This window comes from Streptomyces sp. NPDC055078 (assembly GCF_053607985.1).
This window is the reverse complement of the sequence record NZ_JBSGUP010000711.1, coordinates 1-4,098: the sequence shown is the minus strand read 5'-3', so window position 1 is coordinate 4,098 and position 4,098 is coordinate 1. Positions and strand designations below refer to the sequence as shown.

Here is a 4,098-nt window from a genome sequence, read left to right as displayed (position 1 = left end):
CGCCCGCACCGCGCGACGGCGGCCGGGGAGGAAAGCTGTGAGCCCCTCCCGCGAAACCCTCGGCGCCTCCCCCGGATTGCGGTGCCCGGATCTGGGTCCGGGGCCGGGGCCGGGGCCTGCGGACCGGCTCCCGGACCCGGGCTGCGCCCCGGTCACCGACCGCCTCCCGGTCACGGGCCGACTCCCGGTCCCGGTCCCGGACCCGGACCCGGACCCGGAACCCGCCACGGGACGACACGCGAAGCCGAACCAGCGCTGTTCCCCTGTCACGGGCCAACTCCCCGGCCCGCGCTCGGCACCGGACCCGGACCCGGACCCGGACCCGGCACCCGCCCCCTCACTCCGCGACGCCCACCATCAGCCAGATGAAGCCCACTCCGGCGACCGTGCACAGCAGGGTGGAGCGGGCGGGGTGGGTGTGGTGGGCCTCGGGGAGGATCTCGGCGGCGGCGAGGTAGAGCAGGGCCCCGCCGAAGAACCCGAGGTAGCTGCCGAGGAGTTCGACCGGAATGGTGAACAGCTCCGTCGACGCCGCGCCGACGACGGGCGCGATCGCGTCGGCGACGAGCATCGCGACCGCCTTGCGGCGGGTGTTCCCGTACAGGCTGGCCAGGGTGTACGTGTTGAAGCCGTCCGCGAAGTCGTGCGCGACGACCGCGAGGGCCACGGTCAGCCCCATGGACTCGCCCACCTGGAACGCCGCGCCGATGGCGATGCCGTCCATCAGGCTGTGCCCGACCATCGCGGCGGCCGCCGTCAGTCCGACCTGCGGCACCTTCTCGTCCGCCGCGCCATGGGCGGCCTGGCGGACCGCCAGCAGCCGTTCCACCAGATGTGCCAGCAGAAAGCCGCCGACGAACAGAAGCAGCGCCTGAGGGACGCCGAACACCCGGTGGTCCGCCGCCTCCAGCGCCTCGGGCAGCAGATCGAGGCCGACCACACCGAGCATCAGTCCACCGGCCAGCCCCAGTACGAGGTGGCGGCGGTCGGTGACGCGCTGCGCCGTCCACCCGCCGAAAAGCGTCATCAGGAACGCGCCGAGCGCGACGAACACCGCCATGCGCTCTTGCTAGCGGATCGACCCGACTGATTTCCCTTCCGGACCCGCCCGATCACCCGTTTGACGCGAGAGGACCCCCGCTCATGGCCGATGCCGTTCCCGGCAAGGTGACCTTTGTGGGCGCCGGACCCGGTGCCGCCGACCTGCTGACGTTCCGCGCGGCCCGTGCCATCGCCGCCGCCGACATCGTCATCTGGGCGGCGAGCCTGGTACAGGCCGAGGTGCTCGGGCACGCCCGGGAGGGCGCCGAGATCCTCGACTCGGCGGGCATGTCGCTGGAGGACGTCGTCACCGTGTACGGGCGGGCGCGCGACGAGGGGCTGAGGGTGGCCCGTGTCCACTCCGGCGACCCCGCCCTGTGGGGCGGTACGCAGGAACAGCTCGACCGGTGCGCGGAGCTGGGCATCGAGGTGGAGATCGTGCCGGGCGTCTCGTCGTTCTCGGCGGTCGCCGCGATAGCCCAGCGGGAGCTGACGATTCCGGAGGTGGCGCAGTCGGTGATCCTGACCCGGCTGGGTGGCGGGAAGACGCCCATGCCGCCGGGCGAGGAGGTGCGGGAGTTCGCCCGGCACGGCACCACGATGGCGCTGTTCCTGTCGGCGGCGCGTTCGGGGCAGCTGACGCAGGAGCTGCTGGAGGGCGGCTATCCGACGACCACTCCGGTGGTGATCGCCTATCAGGCGACCTGGCCGGAGGAGCTGATCCTGCGCTGCACGATCGGCACCCTGGAGGAGACCGTCAAGGAGCACAAGCTCTGGAAGCACACGCTGTTCCTGGTCGGCCCCGCCCTGTCGGCGTCGGGGACGCGGTCGCATCTGTACCACCCGGGGCACTTCCATGGCTTCCGCCGGGCCGATCCGGCCGCCCGCAGGGCGTTGCGCGCGCAGGGCGCCACACCATGATCACGGTGATCGGTACGGGGACGGGGGCCCCACTGTCCGCGCGAGACGCCGCGACGCTGTCGGCTGCGACGCTGGTGGTGGGCGCGCGACGGCATCTTGCGGCGGCCCCGGTGCCCGCCGGGGCCGAGCGGATCGTGCTGGGCCCGCTCGAACCGGCGCTGAAAAAGCTGGCGGAACTGGAACAACCGGAGCAACGGGAACAACCAAGGCAACGGGGACAACCAAAGCGACGGGAGCAGCCGGAGCAACGGGAGCAGCGCGAGAACCCGGAGAATTCCGCGAAGCCTGTCGGGACCGGCGAACCGCGAGCGGTGGTCCTGGCCTCCGGTGACCCCGGGTTCTTCGGGATCGTCAGGGCGCTGGCGGAGCGATTCGGTCCGGAAGCCCTCGATGTCCGGCCCGGGGCCCCCTCGATCGCGGTCGCGTTCGCGCGCGTCGGGCTGCCCTGGGACGACGCGGTCGTCGTCAGTGCGCACGGCCGGGCGCTGCGTACGGCCGTGCATGTGTGCCGGGCGCACCCCAAGACCGCTGTGCTGACCGGGCCGGGCGCGGGCCCCGCCGAGCTGGGGGCCGCGCTGCTGGACACGGACCGGGTGCTGGTGGTGGCCTCCGCGCTCGGCGATCCGGAGCGCGAGCGCGTCGAGCGGCTGACGCCCGCGCAGGCGGCGGCGCGTTCCTGGGACGCGGTGAGCGTGGTGCTCTGTCTGGACGAGGCGCGGGCGCTGGCCCCCGGGCAGCTCACCCTCGCCCGGCCGGGGCCCGGCCGGTGGGCGCTGGAGGAGAGCGCGTTCGACCACCGTGACTCGATGATCACCAAGTTCGAGGTACGGGCGCTGGCGCTGGCCAGGCTCGGGCCGCGTACGGGTGATCTGGTGTGGGACATCGGCGCCGGGTCGGGGTCGGTGGCCGTGGAGTGCGCGCGGTTCGGCGCGGCGGCGGTCGCCGTGGAGAAGGCCCCGGACGGCGTGGCCCGTATCCGGGCGAACGCCGCTGCGCACGGCGTCGACGTCACCGCCGTCCACGGGACCGCGCCCGCCGCTCTGTCCCGGCTGCCGGACCCGGACGCGGTGTTCGTCGGCGGCGGGGGCGATGAGCTGCCCGCGATCGTCGCGGAGTGCGCGCGGCGGGCCCGGCGCACGGTGGTCGTCGCCCTGGCGGCGCTCGACCGGGTGCCCTCGGTACGGACCGCGCTCGCCGTGGGGGGTTACGCGGTGGACGGAGTTCTGCTGAACTCGGGGCGCCTCGCACCGCTGCCGGGAGATGTGACAAGGCTCGCCGCCATGAACCCGGTCTTTGTCCTGTGGGGCGACCGTCCCACGGGAAGCTCTGCGGAAGGAACAGTTCAGTGATCGGCCTGATCTCCGCGACGGCTGCCGGTGCCGCCGCCCGCGACCGGCTCGCGGTGGCCTGGCCCGGCCGTACCCGGGTGTACGAGGGGCCCGTGCGCGCCGCCGTGGAGCGCGCGTTCGGTGAGTGCGAGCAGCTGGTGTGCTTTCTCGCGACCGGCGCGGTGGTCCGGCTGATCGCCCCGCTGCTGGCGGGCAAGACGGTGGATCCGGGTGTGGTGTGTGTGGACGAGGGGCAGCGGTACGCGGTGTCCCTGGTCGGAGGGCACGGCGGCGGGGCGAACGAACTCGCGGGACAGGTGGCCGGGGTGCTGGGCTGCGAGCCGGTGATCACCACCGCCACCGATGCCGTGGACGTCCCGGGCCTCGACACCCTGGGCTGGCCGGTGGAGGGCGCGGTGGCATCCGTGACCCGGGCGCTGCTCGACGGGGAAGCGGTGCAGTTGCGCGCGGACGCGGTGTGGCCGCTGCCGCCGCTGCCGCCGGGGGTGGGGCCCGCTCCCGCGGCGGCGGTGCTGCGGGTGACGGACCGGGTGGTGGAGTCCAGCGGCGCGGAGGCGGTGCTGCGACCGCCGTCGCTGGTCGTGGGGGTCGGCGCGTCCAGCGGGGCACCCGAGGACGAGGTGTTCGACCTGGTGACGCGGGCGCTGCGGGACGCCGGTCTGTCCGCGTCGAGTGTCCGCGAACTGGCGACGGTCGAGGCGAAGGCGTCGGAGCCGGGGATCGTGGGCACGGCGCGGCGGCTGGGAGTGCCGCTGGTGACCCATCCGGCCGGTCTGCTGGCCGGTAT

General features: G+C 74.1%; 4 protein-coding genes. 3 read left to right on the top strand and 1 reads right to left on the bottom strand.

Translation table 11 applies throughout. The features are described from left to right. Positions 1-337: 337 nt before the first annotated feature. The gene (locus ACWF94_RS35280) at positions 338-1,060 is read right to left on the bottom strand and encodes a ZIP family metal transporter (protein ID WP_453498222.1); all 723 of its coding nucleotides are present in this window, start codon (positions 1,058-1,060) and stop codon (positions 338-340) included. An 83-nt stretch (positions 1,061-1,143) separates the two neighbouring features. Here ACWF94_RS35280 and cobM point away from each other — a divergent pair, with 83 nt between their 5' ends. From cobM to ACWF94_RS35265, 3 genes are all read left to right on the top strand, one after another. Next, positions 1,144-1,962, top strand: a complete 819-nt coding sequence (gene cobM, locus ACWF94_RS35275; protein ID WP_453498219.1) for a precorrin-4 C(11)-methyltransferase — start codon at positions 1,144-1,146, stop codon at positions 1,960-1,962. Further along, positions 1,959-3,311, top strand: coding sequence for a precorrin-6y C5,15-methyltransferase (decarboxylating) subunit CbiE (cbiE, locus tag ACWF94_RS35270; protein WP_453498216.1), 1,353 nt, complete (start codon positions 1,959-1,961; stop codon positions 3,309-3,311). Before cobM ends, cbiE begins: the two co-directional genes overlap by 4 nt. Continuing rightward, a partial coding sequence (locus ACWF94_RS35265) for a cobalamin biosynthesis protein (protein WP_453498213.1) occupies positions 3,308-4,098 on the top strand: 791 nt, incomplete at its 3' end. The genes cbiE and ACWF94_RS35265, both read left to right, overlap by 4 nt.